The organism is Mesorhizobium sp. M0185 (assembly GCF_040322175.1).
Classification (GTDB): Bacteria; Pseudomonadota; Alphaproteobacteria; order Rhizobiales; family Rhizobiaceae; genus Mesorhizobium.
The window spans coordinates 1-15218 of sequence record NZ_JAMYSY010000022.1 but is presented as its reverse complement, the minus strand read 5'-3'; the positions used below and the strand labels follow the sequence as shown (position 1 = coordinate 15218).

Here is a 15218-nt window from a genome sequence, read left to right as displayed (position 1 = left end):
TGTCAGCACATCAAAACAGGCGTTCGCGAACATAGACTGTATCGCCGGGCAGTAGCGGGTCGGAGGTCACCACGCGTCCGGTTATCACCTTGCCGTTGATGTCGCGGGTAATGTCGACGCTTTCCTGGTTGGCGCGTGGCGTGAACCCGCCGGCGATGGCGACGGCTTTCTGCACGGTCAGGCCTGGAACGTAGGAATACTGCCCCGCCGCACCCACTTCACCCATGACGAAGATCGGCCGGTAGCGATCGATTTCGACCGAAACATCGGGATCCCGCAAATAACCCTGGCGCAGTTTCTCGGCGATCTCGCTTTCAAGCTGTTGGGCGGTGTGGCCGCGCGCCGGCACGTTGCCGACGAGCGGCAGCGAGAGATAGCCGGACTGGTCGACGCTGTAGGTATTGGTCAGTCCTTCCTGCTCGAACACGGTTACGCGGACGCGGTCGCCGGCGCCGAGGCGATAGGGCTGGTCGAGAACTTCATGGAATGCGGCCGGCGTCGGCCGGTAGCTGGAGCAGCCCGAAAGCATCGATACGGCAAGCAGCGCGCGGAAAAGGGGAGCAGTGCTTTTCATGAGCGGACACGTACCTTTGAATAGCCGGCGACTCTGCGGCAAACCTTAACGATCGAGCTCGGTTATCATCCTGTTAGGGTTAATGGCCGGTAAAGGCGCGCGGCCGATGCGGGCCGGATCGACGAATGCAGATGGTTTTCAGCCTCTTGTTTGCGGCTTATTAATAGAGCCTGACAGGTTCTTACCGCGATATTAACGGCTGAGTTACCATAGTTGTTTACGGTGCATGCTGACTCAGTACCGGAGCAGGGATGCATGTCCGTTCAATCCGCGGCCGCAGATGTCGACGTCGATCTCAGGCAGCTTTTCGCCAGCCTGGCGCGAAACTGGCTGCGCATCCTTGTCGTCGCACTGGTTGTAACCGGCCTGGCCTTTGCGCTCGCCTGGCTTGCAACGCCCGAATACAAGGCGGCAGCCAAGCTGGAGATCGGGCCTCGAGAATCGGAGTTCACGCGGCCAGCCGGGGCCAACAGCAACGAGCGGTCGATTCCCGACGAAGAGGCTGTGGCCACCGAGGTCCAGATCATCTCGTCCCCCGACATCCTCAAGCAGGTGGCGGCGAAGCTCAACCTGGCGAAATTGCCCGAATTCGACGAGGCGCTGAAGATGTCGGCGCTGAGCCGCGCCCTTGTCCTTGTTGGCTTGAAAAGCGATCCGTTCGAGATTCCGCTGGAAGAGCGCGTGCTGGACGCAATGCATGAGAAGCTCAACGTCTATGGCGTTGAAAAAACCCGCGCGATCGCAATCGAGTTCTCGTCAGAGGATCCAAAGCTTGCCGCCGCGATCCCGAACGCCATTGCAAACGCCTATATCGCCTCCAAGGGCAATGCCAAGCTCGAATCGAATTCCGCCGCCACCGACTTTCTGGCGCCGGAAATCGCGGATCTGCAGAACCGGGTGAAGGAGGCGGAAGCCAAGGTTGCCGCATTCCGTGCGCAGTCCGATCTTTTGATGGGCGGCAACAATTCGGTGCTTGCCACCCAGCAGCTGTCCGAATTGTCGAGCGAACTGTCACGCGTGCGCGCCAATCGCGCTTCGGCGGAAGCGACCGCCGACAGCGTGCGCAGGGCGTTGCGCAATGGCGGCTCGCTGGATGCCGTTCCGGAGGTGTTGTCTTCCGAACTGATCCAGCGCCTACGCGAGCGGCAAGTCGAACTCAAGAACAACATCGCCGACCTTTCCACCACCTTGCTCGACAACCATCCGCGCATCCGCGCGCTGAAGTCGCAGCTCGCGGATCTCGACCGCCAGATCCGCAACGAAGCGGAAAAGATCATGAAAGGTCTGATGGCGCAGGCCGAGACGGCGAAGGCGCGAGAGGCTCAACTCGTGGCAGACGTCAACACGCTGAAGGCGGCGTCCGCCCGCGCCGGCGAAGAGCAGGTGGAACTCGATGCGCTGCAGCGTGATGCCGCGACCAAGCGTCAGCAGCTCGATCTCTATTCATCCAGCTATCTCCAGGCGGCCGCACGCAAGGATCGCAACTATCTGCCCGTCGACGCTCGCGTATTTTCGGACGCCCAGGTGCCGGCCGAACCTTATTTCCCCAAGATTGGTCCGATTGTCAGTGCGGCCTTTGTCGGCTCGTTGCTCATCATGGCGATCGTCACGCTGCTGCAGGAACTGTTTTCCGGCCGCGCCATGCGTCCGGCCGCCGGTGCCCATTTCGAGCGCATCGAGCAGGTTGCGATGCCGGCTGTCCAGGCCGAACGCGTGATGGCCGAGCCCGACCCGTCGGTTGGCCGGTCCGAACCGGCAGTCGTCGAGATCGATGAGGCCGACGACGACAATATCATTGAAAGCAAAGTGGAGCCGGAACCCGTCGCGGTGGCGGAAGCGGCTGCCGAGAAAATCGAACCGGAGTACTCTGAAATGGCCGCTGGAGACATTGAACCGGCACGTTCTATCCTCGGCGAGGTCGACATCGACAAGGCCGCGGAAAAACTGATCGCCACCGGTGCCGCCCGCGCCATATTCGTGTCGCCAGAAGGCGACGAGGCGGCTGCCTCGGCAGTGCTGGTGGCGCGCGCAGTCTCCGACGCCGGGCTTCGCGTGCTGCTGCTTGATCTCACCGCTTCGGGTGCCGCCTCGCGGCCGATGCTGGACAGCGGGCTGTTTCCGGGCATCACCGATCTGCTCGCCTCGCAAGCGCAGTTCAGCGATGTGATCCACCCCGATCTCTATTCGGACTGCCACGTTATTCCCGTCGGCACAGCCGATCCGGTCCGCGCCATGCGCGCCGCCGACCGGCTGCCGATCATCATGCAGTCGCTGACCACCGCCTATGATTTGGTCGTGGTCGAATGCGGACCGGCCGACGCGCAAGGCATCAGCCGCCTGGTGGGCGAGGGGACCGAGGTCTTGCTCTCCATGCTTGAGCCGGACGACGAGGTGACGCAGGCCGCGGTCGCGCTCATCGAGAGTGGCTATCCCGACCTGACGCTGGTCACGCCCATCGGCCATGTGGCGCCGGGCCCAATGCCGGGACGGCGCTCGGCCGCCTGAGGCAGTTTTCTCTCAAATCGAAATCAGCTGTCGTCTTCGCCTGCGGCCGGTGCTGTCCGCCCCACGGCTTTACGGCGCAGCAGCTTGGTCAGCTTCCAGACCATTGGGCTGTGCTTGATGAATGCCTTCAGGCTTGCGCCGTGCCTGAGCGCAAGCGCCAGCGCACGACCTTTCGGCGTCAGCGGAACCAGCACCTCGAAATGCTGCGTTTCGACATCGCACCACAATCGCTTGTAGGGTTCGTCGCCGACCGAGAAATCATAGATTTCGAAACCCGCCTCGCAGGCTTCCTGGATGTTCTCGAAGAACAGGAAGTCGCCCGGGCTGGTGTGTGCGAGGTCGTCCTCGGCAATCGCCCCGAATTCGCAGATCAGCCGCTTGCCCGAGCGGCTCGACCCGGTGACTGCACGAAGTTTGCCGGCGACTTCCAGCCCATGCAGGACGAAGGACGGATCTTCCTCTTGAAGCGCGTCGGCAAACAGCGAGCGGAAAAAAGCGCGCACCTCCGCCTCACCGAAAACATTGGCGATGCCCATCTTGCGGAAGCGGAATTCCTTCATCTCGAAAAAGGCATCGAGCAGCATGTGCACCTCGTCCGCAGTTCTCGCCTCGATGCGACGATAGCTGCCAACGGCCTCGAACTTGCGCGCCTGCGAGCGATGCTTCTTGCGCCTGCGCTTGCCGCTCACGCGGGTGAGCAGTGCGTCAAATCCTCCCACAAGACCGGCGGCCAGCGACAGATTGGGGCTCGAAAAATGCGGCAAGGCGGAGAGCGGGTTGGCAACGCCGTCGAGATCGGGCAGCAACCGCTCCAGCGCAACAAGATCGATGTCGCGCCGCGCCTTGGCAATCGCAGCCAGCATCGAGCGGATCGCCGCGCTATCGGCATTCGCCAGCCATTGCGGGTCGGCGGCGGCAAAATTGCCGTTTGCATGGCGGCCGCCCATGAACCGGGCGACGCGGAACGCTCCACTGCGAGTGACCTCCAGCGCCAGTGAGAAAACCGGCCTGTCCTCGGCGCGCAGCGTCGCAACGACAACGTCGGCGCCGGTATGTGCGGCCCAGTTCAGGATCCAGCCTGCGCTTTGCGCAGGGGCAAAAAGCGCCGAATGGCAGAATTCTGCGTACGCCGCCAACGCCGCACTATCGGCGACCGAGGTTGACAGGCCGGCTTTGCCGGCCGGCAAGGCACACGGCGACGCCTCGCTGCTTGCCAGCCGATTGCCGTCAAATGACGCGGTGGCGTCAACCATACCTCAATCCTTAGGGCGTATTCGTCGCGATTGGGGGTCCCGCGCAGGCGCATTCCATGCTTGATGAGCTTAGGCGCAAAAGGTGAATGAATGATCGACGGGGGCGAGGCAATCCGCAAACTGGCGCTCAATATCGCCCGCTATTCCGGTCTCGCGCCGCTGGCCAAGCCGTTTATCGGCGGCCTTGGCGCCATCCTGATGCTGCATCGGGTTACCGCGACGCCGGAAAAGCCGAACGGCGTCAACCGCCACTTGAACATCGCGCCCGGGTTCCTCGACACCGTGATCGCCGACATGAAGGCGAACGGCTACAGTTTCGTCACGCTTGACGAGGCGATCGAGCGCATCAAGGCTGGCGACAAGGACGGCCAGTTTGCGACAATCACCGCCGACGACGCCTATCGAGACAACATGACCGAGGCGCTGCCGGTGCTGGAGAAACACGGCGCGCCGATCACCATCTACGTCGCGCCGGGGCTGATCGACGGCGCTGCCGATTTGTGGTGGGACGTGGTCGAGGACATCGTCAATGCGCGCGATCGCCTGACGCTGACGACGCCGGATGGCCCGGTGACAATCGACTGCTCGAGTCCGGGAAAAAAGGTCCAGGCCAATGCGCGCCTGCACGCTCATCTGACGCTGAAGGTGCGCGAGCAGGACCAGCGTGCGGTGTTGCGGGATCTGGCGCGCTCGAACGGCATCGAGTTGGGTGGTCCGCGCCCGAGCACGCTGATGAACTGGGACGAGATCCGCACCATGGCCGGGCACCCGCTGGTGACGATCGGCGCACATAGCGTCAATCACTGCAATCTGAAGCGGCTTTCCGAGAGCGATGCGCGACATGAGATCGGCGATGTCAAGCGCATATTGCAGGCCAAACTCGGCGAGGAGCCGCGCCATTTCGCCTATCCCTACGGTTATGCCAGTGCCGTCGGCCGCCGCGAAGTAGGCCTAGTCCGCGATGCCGGCTACGCCTCGGCGGTGACGACCCGCCACGGCATACTCCGCGCCGAGCATGCCGGCTTCCTGCACGCCCTGCCGCGCATTTCGGTCAATGGCCGCTACCAGAGCGTCGCCCACATCCGAACAATGTTGTCGGGCGTGACGACGCCGCTGGCCAATGCCGGCAAGACGGTGGTGACGATCTAACTGTTGCCTCGCCCCTTCGGCCGCGGCTCCAGGATCAGCCATTTGATGATGCCCATCGCCGGCAGCACCCACAAAAGCCCGCTGAGCAGGAAGAAGATGAAGTGCGCCAGCGGCCCGGACTGCGACAATTGGGCGACCGCCACAATCGAGGCGACCAGCGCATAGACTATGACCAGCACTACCAGCAGGAAGCTTCCGATCAGCTTTTTCAGGCGAATGGGCATGGCGCGATCTCGTTGATCGCTATCGCTTAGGCCGAACAGCCAATACGCGCAACCCGCCAGAAACGGCGCGACGGCGTGCCGCGCTGTCCGGTCTTGCAAGCCGGGTTGCGATGGTTCACCAATCCGCGACTTCAACCGCCGGGACAAATCCATGGCTGCTGCCATATCCGATGCCGCGCCTTTCGCCGCCCGCGATCGCGACCTTCGCAACCGCGCGCTGGTACGCGGTTGGCTCTATGTCGTGCTCCTGGTGCTGTTTGCGCTGGTACTGGTCGGCGGCGCTACAAGGCTCACCAATTCCGGCCTGTCGATCACCGAATGGCAGCCGATACACGGCGTCATCCCGCCGCTCAATGATGCCGAGTGGCAGGAGGAGTTCCTGCGCTACCAGCAGACCCCGCAATATGCCGAACTCAACAACGGCATGAGCATCGAGGCGTTCAAGTCGATCTTCTGGTGGGAATGGGTGCACCGCATCCTGGCGCGTAGTGTCGGCGTGGTCTTCGCCCTGCCGCTGCTGCTCTTCTGGGCGACGCGCCGCATCGAGCGGGGCCTCGGCACGAAGTTGTCGGGCATCCTCCTTCTCGGCGCCCTGCAGGGCGCGATAGGCTGGTGGATGGTGGCGTCCGGGTTGGTTGACCGGGTTTCGGTCAGCCAATACCGGCTGGCGACGCATCTGACGCTGGCGGCGCTGATCTTCACGGCGACCATGGTGGTCGCGCGTGGGCTGGCGCCGCACTCGGAACCTGCTGCCGACCGCTCGACGCAACGTCTGGCCGGCTTCCTGGTGCTGCTGGCGCTGGTCCAGATCTATCTCGGCGGGCTGGTCGCAGGGCTAGACGCCGGCTTGAGCTACAACACCTGGCCGCTGATGGACGGCAAGCTGGTTCCCGGCGACCTGCTGCTGCTGGAGCCGGCATGGCGCAATTTCTTCGAAAACCCGAAGACGGTGCAATTCGTCCACCGGGTCGGCGCCTACACGATCTTCGCGGTCGCGCTCTGGCACATGATTGCGACACGCCAGCGCCTGCCGGGCACGACGCATGCCCGACGCGCGACGCTGCTGTTCCTGATTGTCGTGGTGCAGGCGTCGATCGGCATCGGCACGCTATTGATGCAGGTGCCTCTGCACATGGCCCTGACGCATCAGGCATTCGCGCTGTTTCTGCTGGGCTTCGCCGCCGCGCATTGGCGCGGTACCAAGGGCGCTTACCCGCTGCCCCACGAGATCGCTCTCAGAGGCTGAGCCGCACCCGCCGGATTGCCGCGGCAATCGCCAGTTCGCGGTTTTCGTCGACCGCATTGCGATCTTCATGGTGCCATGCAGCCGACAGGCAGCCATAGGCGATGGCGTGGTCCAGTATCGCGGGCGGCGACTGGCCGAGCGTTGCTGCAAAGACATGCGCCATATGCGCGATCCGCCGCGGATCGAGGCAAAGATCGTCTCGGTCGAGTGGGTTGTAGAACACATTGGCGGCATCGAAGCCGGGGTCGCCGAGAACGCCCTTTGGATCGATCGCCAGCCAGCCGCGCGGACCGTGCATGATGTTGTCGTGATGCAGGTCGCCATGCAGCGGCCGTACGTCGTGCGGATTGGACAACAGCCGTTCCGCGATTTCGGCAGCTTCGACATACAGGCTCTTTTCGCCGGCGGCGCGATCGGCCTTCGCCTTTTTGAACAGGCTGGAAAACCGGGTCCGCAACGGCTGAAGGTCCGGTGGAGCAGGGTGCTTCGACGGCGAGAACAGCTTGGCCATTACCTCCGCCGCGATCGCGGTGGCGGCATTGTCGCCCTGATCCGCAATCATCTGTGACAGCGAGGTTTCGCCGGCATACTCGAGCAGCATGCGGTGGCCATCGCGGCCCAGCAGCCGCACCGCGCCTTCGCCGCGTCGCCAGGCGAGGAAATGCTCGCCACGCAACTCGTCCTCGACATCGTCGAAAGGCTTTAGATCCTTGACGATTGCCGGCGAGCCGTCCTCGCGCGCGACCTTCCAGATGCGGCTGCTGAACGTTTCGGCGATGAGTTCGGGCGCGCCGACCTTCCAGCGCTTTGGAAATGCCGGCACATCCATTTAGAGGCCGAGCATCAGATCCATGTTCTGCACGGCGGCGCCCGAGGCGCCCTTGCCGAGATTGTCATAGACCGCAAGCAGCAGCGCCTGCGCTCGATCGTCATTGGCGAAGACGTAGAGCTTCATCCGGTTGGTGCCATTATAGATCTCCGGATCGATGTCAGGCATGCGTTCCTGATGCAGATACGGCGCCACCTCGACCACGCCGCCATCGATGGAAGCGAAATGATCGGCGATCGCCGCGTGAAGCTCGGCGCCGGTCGGCACATGGTCGAGGCCGCCGAGTTGCAGCGGCACCACCGTGATCATGCCTTGCGCGAAATTGCCGACCGCCGGCTGCATGATTGGATCGTGCGAAAGCTTAGCATAGGTCCTAAGCTCAGGCACGTGCTTGTGCTGCAGCGTCAGCCCGTAGGGCAGGAATTCCGGCGCATCCTCGCCCTTGCCGACATAATCCTCGATCATCGGCCGGCCGCCGCCGGAATAGCCGGAAATGCCGTTGACGGTGACCGGAAAATCGGCCGGCAGCAGCCCCGCCGCAACCAGCGGCCGCAGCGTCGCGATTGGTCCTTGCGGCCAGCAGCCCGGATTGGCGACGCGCTTCGCCGAAGCGATCTTCTTCGCCTGGTCCTTGTCCATTTCGGCGAAACCATATTCCCACCCATCGGCGACACGATGCGCCGTCGAGGCGTCGATCACTTTGGTGGTGTCATTGGCGATCAGCGAAACGCTTTCCTTGGCGGCCGCGTCCGGTAGGCAGAGAATCGCGACATCGGCGGCATTGAGGAACTCGGCGCGCGCTGCCGTTTCCTTGCGGCGCTCGGTCGGGATGGAGATGATTTCCAGGTCGCCACGCTCGGCAAGCAGCGCCCTTATCTGCAGACCGGTGGTGCCGTGCTCGCCGTCGATGAAGATTTTCGGTTTCATTGCTTGCCAAAATTCCTGTTATCTCAAAGCTATATGCCGCTTGCCTGGTTCAATCCGGCAACGCCATGATTGCCCTGGTTCATTTCTTCGAGTCGGGCCTTTCGTTCCGCCAACAGCCCGAGATAGTGCATGGCCACCATCGACCCGGCAATTGCCGTTATATCGGCGTGATCATAGGCTGGCGCAACCTCGACGACGTCGGCGCCGACGATATCGAGCTGATTGATCTGGCGCAGCACCGACAGGATCTTTGCCGAAGACGGGCCTCCCGCGACCGGCGTTCCGGTGCCGGGCGCAAAAGCCGGGTCCAGGCAATCGATGTCGAAAGTGACGTAGGTCTTCTTGCCGCCCGTACGGTCGACGATGGCATAGGCGATGTCCGACGCACGCATTTCCTCCACTTCATGGCCATACAGGATCTTGATGCCGAACGTGTCGGGCGCGTGGGTGCGGATGCCGATCTGGATCGACCGGTCGGGGTCGATGATGCCCTCCTTGACTGCACGGCCGACGAAGGAGCCGTGATCGATGCGCTTGCCGTCGTCGGGCCAGGTGTCCTGGTGTGCGTCGAACTGCACCAGAGCCAGCGGGCCATGGATGGCGGCATGCGCCTTGAGCAACGGCCAGGTGACGAAGTGATCGCCACCGAGTGACAGCAGAAAGGCGCCGGATTTCAGGATCTTCGCCGCTTCGCGTTCGATCGTGGCAGGCGTCTTCTGGTGATTGCCGCTGTCGAGCAGGCAGTCGCCATAATCGACCACGGCAAGCTGTTCGAACAGGTCGCGCGAAAACGGATATTGCGGATCGTTGTCGAGGATGGCCGAGGCGCGGCGGATTGCCTGCGGTCCGAAACGGGCGCCCGGCCGATTGGTGACCGCAGCGTCAAAGGGAATGCCCCACACCACCGCATCGGCGTCCTTCACGTCCTTCGAATATTTGCGCCGCATGAACGACAGGGCGCCGGCATAGGTCGGCTCGAACGACGCACCCGTCCTGGAGCGGGTGGTGAAGGCATGATCGATGGTCCTTGGCGGCATGAAGCGATCTCCTGTGCGTCGACGCGCAACCTTATTGGACATAATTCTCAGAATTGCGACCCCTGCGGAGGATCATGGCCATTCGATCCGGTCACAAATCCTTGCTCGCCAGGCGAACCCGGCATGGCTCGCCAGGAGATTGCCTGGCAAGCAACCGAAAGTAGCCGCCGAAGACTGCTTCGGCCGGCGCTGACCTGATTTTCCGGCATTTTGCAAGCCGGCTTCGTTCACCTGCCTGTCACGGGCATCGCTTAACCGGGGTGCGATCCCGGTACGGAGCGATTCTCGTGCGAATGACCTGTCTCATGCGAACGATTTGGCTGAGCCTTCTACTTTCCGCGGCGCTGGCGCTCTCCCTTGGCCAGGCATCGGCAGGCGAAACGCGCGCCAGGCAGATTCTCGACCGCTTCGAGCACGCCAACCAATGGCGCGACCATGTGATAGTGGCCGCGCACCGCGCCGGCGGCATGCAATCCGGCAAGACGCTCTATCCCGAAAATTCGATCGCCGCCGCCGAGGCGTCGATCGCAATGGGCGCCGAAATCGTCGAGGTCGATATAAGGCGCTCGAAGGACGGACAGTTCGTCGTCATGCATGACAGTTGGCTCGACCGCACGACGAATTGCAAGGGTGAGGTGGTCAACCGCACGATGGCCGAACTCAAGACGTGCCGTTTGGTGATCGAAGGCACCGGCGCCGTTACGGGCGAGACGGTCTCGACGTTGCGCGAGATGTTGATGACGACCAGGGACAGGATCCTCATCAATCTCGACAACAAGCTCGACACCGAAAGCCTCGTCGGCATGGTCGCGGTTGCGCGCGACCTCGGCATGGCCGAACAGGTGATCGTCAAGGAGAACCTGTGGAATGCGGAGCGGATTGCCAGTGTCAAGGCCGCCATGGACGCGATCGGCAGCGGCTTCCAGTTCATGCCGATTATCGCCGATGACGCGGTTCGCGACGCCATGTTTGCCGAGAAAGTGGGCCGGGCCTTCCCGATGCGCGCGGTCGAGATGATCAACTGGCGCATGGGATCAGAGACACTGACCGAGACCGGCGGCCCGCTGTTCAGCCCGCGCATGCGCGCGCTGGCGGTGAGGGGCGACTGGCACATCTGGGCCGACACCTATGCCATCGTCAACAAGCCGGGAGGCTTCCTCGCCGGCGGTCGCGGCGACGAGTTGGCGGTTGCGGCCAGCCTGCCGCGCGAGACTTATGGCTTCTGGGTCGAGCGCGGCGCCACCATCATCCAGACCGACGAACCGAAGGCCGCCATCAGTTGGCTGGCGGCGAACGGTTTTCGCGTGCCCTATGCCGGTGAGAAGCGCCCGGCCGAGCCGGCCAACACGGCCAGCATCAACTAGACCGGCGCGGCGAGAACTGGATCTCCCTCTTGTGGGGACGATGCCCGGCAGGGCAGAAGGGCGCTGTCCCGCCGACCCCAGGCCGGCAGCGCCAACTTTCGAAGGAACCCAGAAACAGAAAACCCGCCTCTGTGGGCGGGTCGTTGGAGCCAATTAGCACCATACGGAGATTAGTAGCATAGCTGCCGGCACAAAGCAAGAACAAAATGTGGCGTAGTGGCAGAAAAATGCGACGATCCTTCAGCGTCTCGGTTGTCCCGCCTGTGAGGTCGCGCGCCTTCGCTGTCCTGCCGGCAATCTCCCCCGCAAGGGAACCCACTTGGGGGAGATTGGCTCATCACTGCCTTCGGTAATCTACCCGCAGGCCGCCATTGCCACACCATCCAGCTCCTTGATGACATCGTCCGACAATTCGAGGTCGGCAGCGGCGAGGTTCTCCCGCAGATGCGCGACGGAAGACGTGCCGGGGATCAGAAGAATGTTGGGTCCGCGGCGAAGCAGCCAAGTGAGCGCGACCTGCATGGGCGTGGCGCCGAGGCGTGCGGCGACCTTGGACAAGGTCGACGACTGCAACGGGTTGAAGCCGCCAAGTGGGAAGAACGGCACATAGGCGGTGCCGTCGCGGGCCAGATCGTCGATCGAGGCATCGTCGCCCCGATGCGCCAGATTGTACTGGTTCTGCACGCAGACGATCCTGCACATCCTGCGGCCTTCGGCGATCTGTGCAGCGGTGACGTTGCTCAGCCCGATGTGGCGCATGAGGCCCCGTCGCTGGAGCTCGGCAAGCGTCGCAAGCGGCGCCTCGATCGACCCTTCGGCAGGGCCATGCGCGTCGAACATGACCCGAAGGTTGACCACCTCCAGCACGTCGAGTCCGAGATTGTGCAGATTGTCGTGCACCGCCTGTGTCAGCTCTTCTGCCGAGAAGGCCGGCAGCCATGAGCCATCCGTGCCGCGTCGGGCACCGATCTTGGTGACAATAACGAGGTCGTCGGGATAGGGTGCGAGCGCTTCGCGAATCAACAGGTTGGTCACGTGCGGGCCATAGAAGTCGCTGGTGTCGATGTGGTTGACGCCTTGTGCAACGGCTTCGCGCAGTACGGCCAATGCCGCGTCGTGGTCCTTTAGTGGGCCGAAGACGCCTGGCCCTGCGAGCTGCATGGCGCCGTAGCCGAGCCGTCTCACCTTGCGGTCGCCGAGGATGAATGTGCCGGACTGGTCGACGCTGGACATGGTCTTTCTCCTTCAGGAACGGTGCACAGATAGACGCTGTCCGATCTCATGATAATTGGGTACAATTCGCACGGGCTGTGCGGAATGACGAACAATGCAGATTGATCTCGGGGACCTGAACGCCTTCGTGGCCGTAGCGCGCGCCAGAGGTTTTCGGGATGCGGCACGCGCCAGCGGCGGCAGTGCGTCCGGCTTGAGCGAGGCGGTGCGGCGCCTGGAGACGCAGCTCGGTGTCAGGCTGCTCAACCGGACGACCCGCAGCGTTGTCCTGACGGAAGCCGGCGAAGGCCTGCTGGCGCGGCTCGGTCCTGCCTTGACCGAGGTGGAGTCGGCCCTCGACGTAGTGAACGGCTTTCGCGACAGGCCGGCAGGTACGTTGCGCCTCAATGTGCCGGTCAGCGCGGCGCGGCTGGTACTGCCCAGCATCGTTCCGCCTTTTCTCGCCGCCTATCCGGGCATCCGGTTGGAGGTGATCTCGGAGGAGAGCTTCGTCGATGTGCTGGCGGCGGGGTGCGACGCCGGCATTCGCTATGAGGAGCGGCTGGAGCAGGACATGATCGCTGTGCCGATCGGACCGCGCGTGCAGCGCTTCGCCACCGCCGCCAGCCCGGCCTACCTGGATCGTCATGGCCGGCCGCAACACCCGCGCGACCTGCTCGGCCACGCCTGCCTGCGCGGCCGCTTTGCCAGCCGTGCGATGCCGCCGTGGGAATTCGAGCGCGACGGCGAGGTGGTGCGGGTCGACCCGACGGGGCCGCTTGTCGTGACCCTGGGCGGGGCGACTGACCTCAAAGTCGATGCAGCCATCGCCGGCACCGGCATCATCAGCCTGTTCGAGGATTGGCTACGCCCTCACTTCGAGAGCGGGGCGCTCGAACCGCTGCTTGAACCCTGGTGGCAGAGCTTCTCCGGGCCGTTCCTTTACTATCCCGGCCGGCGCCTCGTGCCGGCGCCGTTGCGGGCGTTCATTGACTTCATCAAGGACAGCCGGACCTGAGCTTTGCGCCAGGCATGAACCGCGCCGCAGGCGCGGGTGGGGTGATGCCCCTGTATGAAAAGAAAAGGCCGCCCGGAGGCGGCCTTTCGAAAACGTGTAATTGCGCAGCGCTTAGCGCTTGGAGAACTGGAAGCTCCGGCGGGCCTTCGCCTTGCCGTACTTCTTGCGCTCGACGACGCGGCTGTCGCGGGTCAGGAAGCCGCCCTTCTTGAGCACGGCGCGCAGCGCCGGCTCGTAATAGGTCAGCGCCTTGGAGATGCCGTGGCGCACGGCACCGGCCTGGCCGGAGAGGCCGCCGCCGATGACGGTGGCGACGATGTCATACTGGCCGGCGCGGTTGGCGGCGATGATCGGCTGGTTGAGGATCATCTGCAGGACCGGGCGCGCGAAATATTCGGCGAACACCTTGTCGTTGACGACGATCTTGCCGGAGCCGGGCTTCACCCAGACACGGGCGATGGCGTTCTTGCGCTTGCCGGTGGCATAGGCGCGGCCCGACTTATCGAGTTTCTGGACGTGGACGGGTGCGGCCGGCTGGGTGTTGGTATTGCCGGTGGCAGCTCCGAGTTCTGCGAGCGAGGAAAGCTCAGCCATCTTACGAAACCTTCTTGTTCTTGGCGTTCAGCTTGGCCACGTCGAGGACGACGGGCTGCTGGGCGACATGCGGATGTTCCGTGCCTGCATAGACGCGGAGGTTCTTCATCTGGCGACGGCCGAGCGGGCCACGCGGGATCATGCGTTCGACGGCCTTCTCGACGACACGTTCGGGGAAACGACCCTCGAGCAGCTGGCGCGCGGTGCGCTCCTTGACGCCGCCGGGGTGGCCGGTGTGCCAGTAATAGACCTTGTCGGTGAACTTCTTGCCGGTGAACACCACCTTGTCGGCATTTATGACGATGACGTTGTCGCCGTCGTCGACGTGCGGGGTGAAGGTGGGCTTGTGTTTGCCGCGAAGATGATTGGCGATGACAGTGGCGAGACGGCCGACGACGAGACCCTCGGCGTCGATCAGCACCCACTTCTTCACCACATCCGCAGGCTTCTGCGAAAAGGTTGCCATGGATTGTTGCTTTCGGTTCGGACCTTCAAAAGAAGGCGTTTCTTGTTGCTTGGATTGGCGAAAGGCGCTCGCCCGCGGCCAATAACAAAACGGCGGCCTTTGCGGGCCGCTGTTCCGTGAGGGCTTATAGGAGAGGACGGCGACTGCGTCAAGGCGCGTGAAATGTCGGCGAGCTATCAAAATCCAGCAAAAACAACGCCTTGGATGAAAGGTATTATTTTACCACACCATCAACCCGCTTTGGCGGGATCGAATAGGTGCCCGTTGCGTGCGCTACCGTGTGTCCCTCCGGGCTGGCGACGATGTCGATATCGAACACCATCAGGCTCTTGCCGAGCTTGAGGATGCGGCAATGGCCGTCGATCGGCCCGGCCTCGGCCTTGCGGACGAAATTGATGTTGAGACTGGTGGTGACCGAAAGTGCATCCGGTCCGGCATGCGAGAGCACGCAGACATAGCCGCCTATGTCGGCCAGCGTGAACAGCGCTGAACCCGACACGGTGCCGCCGGGACGCAAATGGCGCTCGTCGGCGTTGAGCCGCACGACACAGCCGCCTGGAAACACCTCCAACGCCTCGTAGAAGGTGAACTGGTCGTTGAGCTGCGGGAAAATGGTCGCCATCAGCGCGTTGATTTCAGCAGCCGTCAGCACCGGCTTGAGATTGCTGTGGGCGGGCATTTCAGTCTCCCGGTTTGCGCCCTGCATGTATGAACGCGACGTGGCGTTTCTGGCAACAGCTCATTCATTATGGCAGAAGCGGACGAGGGAGTTGGACGAAGCGAGACGGCATACTAGATTAGTCCATCTTCGATCCGGAAT

At 63.1% G+C, this 15218-nt stretch carries 15 protein-coding genes; 5 read left to right on the top strand and 10 right to left on the bottom strand.

Translation table 11 applies throughout. From position 1 onward, the window contains the following. Nucleotides 1–10: 10 nt before the first annotated feature. Nucleotides 11–574, bottom strand: coding sequence for a polysaccharide biosynthesis/export family protein (locus NKJ20_RS18430; RefSeq protein WP_023674625.1), 564 nt, complete (start codon nt 572–574; stop codon nt 11–13). Nucleotides 575–829: 255 nt separating this feature from the next. Here NKJ20_RS18430 and NKJ20_RS18425 point away from each other — a divergent pair, with 255 nt between their 5' ends. Further along, on the top strand, nt 830–3079 hold the full coding sequence (locus tag NKJ20_RS18425) for a GumC family protein (RefSeq protein ID WP_352745896.1): 2250 nt from the start codon (nt 830–832) through the stop codon (nt 3077–3079). Nucleotides 3080–3102: 23 nt separating this feature from the next. Here the strand turns inward: NKJ20_RS18425 and NKJ20_RS18420 are convergent, their stop codons facing one another. Next, the gene (locus NKJ20_RS18420) at nt 3103–4332 is read right to left on the bottom strand and encodes a GNAT family N-acetyltransferase (protein ID WP_352745894.1); all 1230 of its coding nucleotides are present in this window, start codon (nt 4330–4332) and stop codon (nt 3103–3105) included. Nucleotides 4333–4422: 90 nt separating this feature from the next. On the opposite strand from NKJ20_RS18420, the gene NKJ20_RS18415 reads away from it, so the two are divergent. After that, entirely contained in the window at nt 4423–5481 is a 1059-nt protein-coding gene (locus NKJ20_RS18415; protein WP_352449326.1) for a polysaccharide deacetylase family protein, read from the top strand. Here NKJ20_RS18415 and NKJ20_RS18410 read toward each other — a convergent pair. Beyond that, nucleotides 5478–5705 (bottom strand): DUF2842 domain-containing protein, encoded by a 228-nt coding sequence (locus NKJ20_RS18410; protein WP_023674629.1) that lies wholly within the window; start codon nt 5703–5705, stop codon nt 5478–5480. The two genes, NKJ20_RS18415 and NKJ20_RS18410, sit on opposite strands and share 4 nt — an antisense overlap. A gap of 151 nt (nt 5706–5856) precedes the next feature. Between NKJ20_RS18410 and NKJ20_RS18405 the strand changes: the two genes are divergently transcribed. After that, complete coding sequence (locus NKJ20_RS18405; protein ID WP_352745893.1) at nt 5857–6951, top strand: COX15/CtaA family protein; 1095 nt, start codon at nt 5857–5859, stop codon at nt 6949–6951. Here NKJ20_RS18405 and NKJ20_RS18400 read toward each other — a convergent pair. From NKJ20_RS18400 to speB, 3 genes are read right to left on the bottom strand one after another with little or no spacing between them, the layout of a single operon-like run. After that, complete coding sequence (locus NKJ20_RS18400) at nt 6941–7780, bottom strand: aminoglycoside phosphotransferase family protein (protein WP_352449329.1); 840 nt, start codon at nt 7778–7780, stop codon at nt 6941–6943. The genes NKJ20_RS18405 and NKJ20_RS18400 overlap by 11 nt on opposite strands. Next, nucleotides 7781–8707: an N-acetyl-gamma-glutamyl-phosphate reductase gene (argC, locus tag NKJ20_RS18395; protein WP_352449330.1), complete on the bottom strand. Its 927-nt coding sequence runs from the start codon at nt 8705–8707 to the stop codon at nt 7781–7783. It abuts the gene before it with no gap. 29 nt (nt 8708–8736) lie between these two features. Continuing rightward, complete coding sequence (gene speB / locus NKJ20_RS18390) at nt 8737–9744, bottom strand: agmatinase (RefSeq protein ID WP_352449331.1); 1008 nt, start codon at nt 9742–9744, stop codon at nt 8737–8739. 305 nt (nt 9745–10049) lie between these two features. Here speB and NKJ20_RS18385 point away from each other — a divergent pair, with 305 nt between their 5' ends. Continuing rightward, entirely contained in the window at nt 10050–11108 is a 1059-nt protein-coding gene (locus NKJ20_RS18385; RefSeq protein ID WP_352745892.1) for a glycerophosphodiester phosphodiesterase family protein, read from the top strand. A 354-nt stretch (nt 11109–11462) separates the two neighbouring features. Here the strand turns inward: NKJ20_RS18385 and NKJ20_RS18380 are convergent, their stop codons facing one another. Continuing rightward, nucleotides 11463–12341, bottom strand: coding sequence for an aldo/keto reductase family oxidoreductase (locus NKJ20_RS18380; protein ID WP_352745891.1), 879 nt, complete (start codon nt 12339–12341; stop codon nt 11463–11465). Nucleotides 12342–12435: 94 nt separating this feature from the next. On the opposite strand from NKJ20_RS18380, the gene NKJ20_RS18375 reads away from it, so the two are divergent. Further along, nucleotides 12436–13338 (top strand): LysR family transcriptional regulator, encoded by a 903-nt coding sequence (locus NKJ20_RS18375; protein WP_352681584.1) that lies wholly within the window; start codon nt 12436–12438, stop codon nt 13336–13338. A gap of 111 nt (nt 13339–13449) precedes the next feature. Here NKJ20_RS18375 and rpsI read toward each other — a convergent pair whose 3' ends face one another. The 3 genes from rpsI to NKJ20_RS18360 all read right to left on the bottom strand — a co-directional run bounded on the left by rpsI (nt 13450) and on the right by NKJ20_RS18360 (nt 15077). Continuing rightward, a complete protein-coding gene (rpsI, locus tag NKJ20_RS18370; RefSeq protein ID WP_023674644.1) occupies nt 13450–13932 on the bottom strand; it encodes a 30S ribosomal protein S9 in 483 nt (160 codons plus the stop codon). 1 nt (nt 13933) lies between these two features. After that, on the bottom strand, nt 13934–14398 hold the full coding sequence (rplM, locus tag NKJ20_RS18365) for a 50S ribosomal protein L13 (RefSeq protein WP_023674645.1): 465 nt from the start codon (nt 14396–14398) through the stop codon (nt 13934–13936). 214 nt (nt 14399–14612) lie between these two features. Continuing rightward, nucleotides 14613–15077 carry a PaaI family thioesterase gene (locus NKJ20_RS18360; protein ID WP_352745889.1) on the bottom strand — a complete coding sequence of 155 codons (465 nt, stop codon included), beginning with the start codon at nt 15075–15077 and terminating at the stop codon, nt 14613–14615. Nucleotides 15078–15218: the final 141 nt, after the last annotated feature.

Excerpts from the sequence above, each read along its gene's own strand:
- NKJ20_RS18430 (WP_023674625.1), bottom strand. The coding sequence starts at position 574 with ATGAAAAGCACTGCTCCCCTTTTCCGCGCGCTGCTTGCCGTATCGATG.
- NKJ20_RS18425 (WP_352745896.1), top strand. The coding sequence starts at position 830 with ATGTCCGTTCAATCCGCGGCCGCAGATGTCGACGTCGATCTCAGGCAG.
- NKJ20_RS18420 (WP_352745894.1), bottom strand. The coding sequence starts at position 4,332 with ATGGTTGACGCCACCGCGTCATTTGACGGCAATCGGCTGGCAAGCAGC.
- NKJ20_RS18415 (WP_352449326.1), top strand. The coding sequence starts at position 4,423 with ATGATCGACGGGGGCGAGGCAATCCGCAAACTGGCGCTCAATATCGCC.
- NKJ20_RS18410 (WP_023674629.1), bottom strand. The coding sequence starts at position 5,705 with ATGCCCATTCGCCTGAAAAAGCTGATCGGAAGCTTCCTGCTGGTAGTG.
- NKJ20_RS18405 (WP_352745893.1), top strand. The coding sequence starts at position 5,857 with ATGGCTGCTGCCATATCCGATGCCGCGCCTTTCGCCGCCCGCGATCGC.
- NKJ20_RS18400 (WP_352449329.1), bottom strand. The coding sequence starts at position 7,780 with ATGGATGTGCCGGCATTTCCAAAGCGCTGGAAGGTCGGCGCGCCCGAA.
- argC (WP_352449330.1), bottom strand. The coding sequence starts at position 8,707 with ATGAAACCGAAAATCTTCATCGACGGCGAGCACGGCACCACCGGTCTG.
- speB (WP_352449331.1), bottom strand. The coding sequence starts at position 9,744 with ATGCCGCCAAGGACCATCGATCATGCCTTCACCACCCGCTCCAGGACG.
- NKJ20_RS18385 (WP_352745892.1), top strand. The coding sequence starts at position 10,050 with ATGCGAACGATTTGGCTGAGCCTTCTACTTTCCGCGGCGCTGGCGCTC.
- NKJ20_RS18380 (WP_352745891.1), bottom strand. The coding sequence starts at position 12,341 with ATGTCCAGCGTCGACCAGTCCGGCACATTCATCCTCGGCGACCGCAAG.
- NKJ20_RS18375 (WP_352681584.1), top strand. The coding sequence starts at position 12,436 with ATGCAGATTGATCTCGGGGACCTGAACGCCTTCGTGGCCGTAGCGCGC.
- rpsI (WP_023674644.1), bottom strand. The coding sequence starts at position 13,932 with ATGGCTGAGCTTTCCTCGCTCGCAGAACTCGGAGCTGCCACCGGCAAT.
- rplM (WP_023674645.1), bottom strand. The coding sequence starts at position 14,398 with ATGGCAACCTTTTCGCAGAAGCCTGCGGATGTGGTGAAGAAGTGGGTG.
- NKJ20_RS18360 (WP_352745889.1), bottom strand. The coding sequence starts at position 15,077 with ATGCCCGCCCACAGCAATCTCAAGCCGGTGCTGACGGCTGCTGAAATC.